Source organism: Streptomyces sp. NPDC091371, from assembly GCF_040684275.1.
GTDB lineage: Bacteria > Actinomycetota > Actinomycetes > Streptomycetales > Streptomycetaceae > Streptomyces.
This window is the reverse complement of sequence record NZ_JBFBFP010000101.1, coordinates 1-4,721: the sequence shown is the minus strand read 5'-3', so window position 1 is coordinate 4,721 and position 4,721 is coordinate 1. Positions and strand designations below refer to the sequence as shown.

Below are 4,721 nucleotides of genomic sequence, written 5' to 3'. Positions count from 1 at the left end.
ATCGGCGCCCTCAAGTACCCGCACGAGCTGAGGAGGCTGCTGAGCGAGGACTCCGCCGACCTGCGCGAGGCGATCGGCTCGGACGAGAGCTTCCCCGTCGCCCAGGTCCTGCGCGCCGCCACCCGCCACCGCACCATGCGCCGCAGTCTCGTTCGGGACAGGAGCAGCCGACGGACGGCGGGACAGTTCTCCGGCGCGAATCCGGAGGCCGCGGAGATCCTCCACGACAGTCCGGGTGTCGCCTACTTCTTCACGTTCACCGACCTCGTGGATGCGGTTCTCAAGGTCGCCGGTGTACCGGGTCTGTGGGAGCACGCGAAGAACAACGCCCGTGTGCTCTCCGCCATCCACAAGGACCTGGACGTGGTGGACGTCCTCAGCGCGGAGCAGATGGCACTGTCCGCCCTGATGGCGGACGACGGGGCACTGCTCCAATTGGTCCGGCGGTTCCGCAACATCAGCAATGCGATGGACGAGGATCCGGCAATCCTCTTCCGTGCCGCGGGTCTGGGCAGGATGTTCCACGTGATGGCGGATTCCGCCGCCGCCACGGACCCGGACGCGATGACGGTGAGCATCGACGGCTGGGCGCGGTTCCTTTCGGACGGCGACCTCCTGGAGGCCCTCGCCGGGGAAGAGAACACCGGCCTGCACAGGGCGTTCGGCGCGGCGCCCGATCTGCTGGTCTCGGCCATGCGGCGGCCGGCCTTCCGTGATGCCTTCATCAGCGATCCCGCACGTTTCGCCCGCCACGTGCAGGACATCGACGCGCTGCGCGCGGAGATCGAGGGGGTCGGTGAGTTCGGTTTCACCGAAGAGGGCTGGAGGCTCCTTCCGGAGGACCGCGAGATCCTGGACCTCGTGCTCGGCACCGCCCAGGAGGGCCGGGCCGTACTCGAAGGGATGTGGACGGGAGAGGACGATGCCCCGCGCCGCCGCGCCGGCCACCTCGCCCGCCTCGAGGAGACCCATCTCGCCTTCGAGGAGATCCCCGGTCTGCGGGAGGCCGCCGCCGACAGCGTCGCGCTCCGCCACCTCCTGATGGCGAGCCCGGAGTTCACGTCCACGCTGCGGCTGCGCCCCGAACTCCTGCCCCTGGTCCTGGACTCCGTCGACGTCCGCAGGACACTGGCGGCGGATCCGCGCTTCACGGCGGCCCTCGGGAGCAACGGACAGCTGTACAACGCCTATATGTCCAGCGACTACCTGCGCGGAATGGTAGTGAGGGACATCCCGGTCAGAAAGGCCATGGGCGACAACCGCCACATGTGGCGGCTGCCGGACTCCGACCCCATGCTGGACCTCCTGGCGCTCGTTCCGATCTCCTTGCCGATCGTGGGAGCCAGCGAGGCACTGGCCAAGGCCGCGTTCGAGGTTCCCGGGGTCCTCTCGACCCTGGACCAGGCTCCGGAGCTCTTCGAGCAGTTCCGGGAGATCCTCGGGGATCACGCCCCGCACCGGGTCGACCATGTGAACGTGGTCGTCAGGGCCGTCCTGACCGGGGGGCTGGACTCGCTGACCGTGGCGACCGAGGACCCGGGCATCGTACGGGTGCTCGCGAGTTCGCCCGTGGTGGCCCGGGCGCTGGGCGATCAGCCGAGTGTCCTGCCGACGGGTGAGTCTTTCCGGGCGCTGCTGGGCGACGCGGAGCTCGTGGCGTCCCTGGAGGCGAACGAGGCGGCCGCCCGGCAGATCCTGGGCCGGACCGACCTGGCGCTCAGCGTGCTCAACCATCCGCGGCTCGTCACCGCCGTCGCCGAAGTACCGGGGCTGGCGGCCCTGCTCGACGACAACGCGGCCGTATCCGCCCTGATCCTCAAGTACCCCGAGCTGATCGAGGACTTCCTGGCTCACCCGACGGCGGTGCCCACGCTGCGGGGCCGTGCCGACCTGGTGTCCGCCCTGTGGGCCGGCCCCGAGCTGGTCACCGAGTTGTCCGAACAGCCGAAGCTGTGGGAGCTGCTGCGTGCCCAGCGCGTGCTGGTGCAGGACGCCGCCGCGCGCGACAGCCTGTGGCAGGTGCTGGTGGCCCAGCCCGGTTTGGTGGACGCCGTCCTCGGCCGCCGGCCCGCCCTGCGGCGGTTCGCCGGCCGGCGCGGGCTCCAGCGGGCCCTGCAGTCCTCGCGGGTGGTCCTCACCGCGGAGCAGGCGGGAAGGCTGCTCGACAGCGAAGGCCTCGTAGCGCTACTCGACGGTCAGCCCGAGGTGGCGAAGACCGTCCTCGGTGACGCCCCTCTCCTGGCCTACGCTCTGGAGACCTCGGGATTCGCCCGGGAGCTCCGGGCACTCACCGGTTCCCGCCGCTCGGTCGCCACACTGGTCGAGGGCGGCCCCGACGCGATCCGGGAGGCCGTCGCCGAGCGGATCACCGCGAAGGCGGATACCCCCGATGTCGCGGAGGCGCGTACCACCCCCGCGCTTTGGGAAGCATCGGTACCGGCGACCACCGTGACCGCCGAGGGCACGGTGTCCCCGCCCGTGCGCGGCGGCGATGACACAGGGGTGGCGGATGCCGCGGTGGACGGCGGGTCGGATGGGGCCGCGGATGCCGCCGCCTGGCAGGATCCGGAGATCGCCGCCTGGGTCGCGAATACACCGGGAGTCTCCGAGAGCCTGGCCGCCCACCCCGAGCTGGAGGGGCTGCTCTTCTATTCGCCGGGTCTGTTCGACGCGGTGGAGCGGCGCCCCGAGACGCTGCCGCAGTACGCGCTCGAAACGTTCGCCGCTTCGCATCCGCTGTCGTGGGATTTCGAGTCGGATTTCCAGTCGTACCGGGATTCGCTGGATGTGATGCCTCCGGGTGAGGAGGGGTACCAGGCGGTCAAGGACGCCACGCGGGGTGTGTGGCAGGGCATGAGGTCCGTTCAGCTGGCGGCCGAGGAGGCGCGGCTGTCGGAGATCCGGGAGCGGTTGGAGCGGTTCAAGGCGATCGACCGGTCGACGTGGGAGCACAGTGGCCGTGTGGTGTACGGGAACAAGGAAGGCGCGTCCTGGTTCTCGGATTTCACCACCGAGGTGGAGCGGGTGGCGCACGGCACGAGCCTGCAGGAAGGGCGGGTCGCGCTGAACACGGCGTTGCACGCGCACGCCGACGGCGGTACGAAGGGCATCTCCTTCGCGTACGTGCTGAATCCCGAGGACGGCCAGGTTGACGCGCTGGTCTATGCGCGCAGTACGCGGCGGCCGCGCCATGGGAACGACTACCGGTGGGACGGGCACGGTGGCAAGGCGATCGCGGGGCCGCTGGGGACCGCCCTGGTGGAGGACTTGCCGCAGTTCACGGACTCCGCCGAGCTGGCCGCGAAGCTGCGCGAGCCGGGCGGTGTGACGGCCGTGGTGGAGGGCTTGCGGCGTGGGCCGGCGGCTGCCACCACCGGCACGGTCGGCGGGGTCGAGTCGGAGGCCGTGCGGCCGGTGACCGTCGACGGCGTACAGGACGACGGGGCCGACACGGGCTTCGACGCGGACAAGTTCGATGCGCAGTGGCGCAGGATCGGCCACAGCAAGAGAAACCGGGATGACAGGGACGCTGCGGTCGATCGTGCCCGGGTGATGTTCTCCCGGGTACGTCACCTGCGGCCGGCGCTGGACACGACGTCTCCATACGTGACGCTGACGCCCGAGGAGCAAGTGGTGCGCCGGGTGGCGTACTTCATGCTCACCGACGGCCTCGGCGACAACGACGTGGCGGCCGAAGCGGTCCTGGAGGGCCTCCTGACGGGCTTGCCCGAAGCGGCGCCGGACCCGCTCCGACGGATCGGCGGCGCGAAGAAGACAGCCAAGAAGGCCGCGAAGAAGGCGGCGAAGAAGGCGCAGTCCGCCGTGCGGCCGCCGAGGGCCTCGACGTCCTCGGCCAACCAGGCCTCGGGGTCCGGGAGTTCGTCCAGCCTTCCGGCTCCCGTACTCAACGCGGAGGAGGCGCGGCGGCTCGCGGAGCGGGCCGTGCGGCGCTGGGACGAGGAACACCCGCCACGGGTGCCCTCGCCGGACGCGGAGACCGCGCGATCGATCACCGCCCCCGTCGCCCGTCACCTCGTGACCCACGCGGCGGTGATCCCCCCGGGGCTGGGCACGGAGGTGGCCGACTACCTGGTCGCCCTGCGGAACGAGGGCGTACGGGAGGTGCCCCTGCCGGCGCTGCGGGAACTGGTGCGCCACCCCGACGTGCTGGTGGCGGCCTCCAACTCGGGCCCGGCGGCGCAGCTGCTGGCCGCCCACCCGGTGCTGCCGGGACTGCTGTCGACGCGCCCGCGGCTCCTGGCGCACCTCACGGATCCGGACGATACGGACTCCGCCCAGATCCTGGTGAGACGGAAGGACGCGACGGACGTCCTGTTCTCGAGGCCGCTGCTGCTCGACACCATGGAATCGGACAGGGGCTTCCAGTCCGACGCGATCCGGCACCTGCCCCTCGTCGTGGCCTTCCCGGACCGGATCGACATCCTTCGGGAGTTCTTCGCGGACTATCGCGCGGCCGGCCGGCTGGTCGCCGAGGAGAATCCGGTGTTCCGTGAGTTCCTGAAGACCCAGGGGGAGGGGGAGCGCCGGTCCGCCCTCGCGAAGCTCGACGACAACATCGACTTGTCGATGGCGGTCATCGACCACAAGGAAGCTCTGCCCAATCCTGCTGCCTATCGGAGGCTTTTCGGGAACGCGGGGTTGTTGTCGGCGTTGGGCAGGCATCCGCGGCAGGCCAGGACGGTGTTGGCGGTTCCGGGGAT

General features: G+C 70.8%; 1 protein-coding gene. It reads left to right on the top strand.

Features of this window, described 5'->3' with window-relative positions:
* A partial coding sequence (locus AB0O21_RS40250; RefSeq protein ID WP_365180930.1) for a hypothetical protein occupies positions 1 to 4,721 on the top strand: 4,721 nt, incomplete at both ends.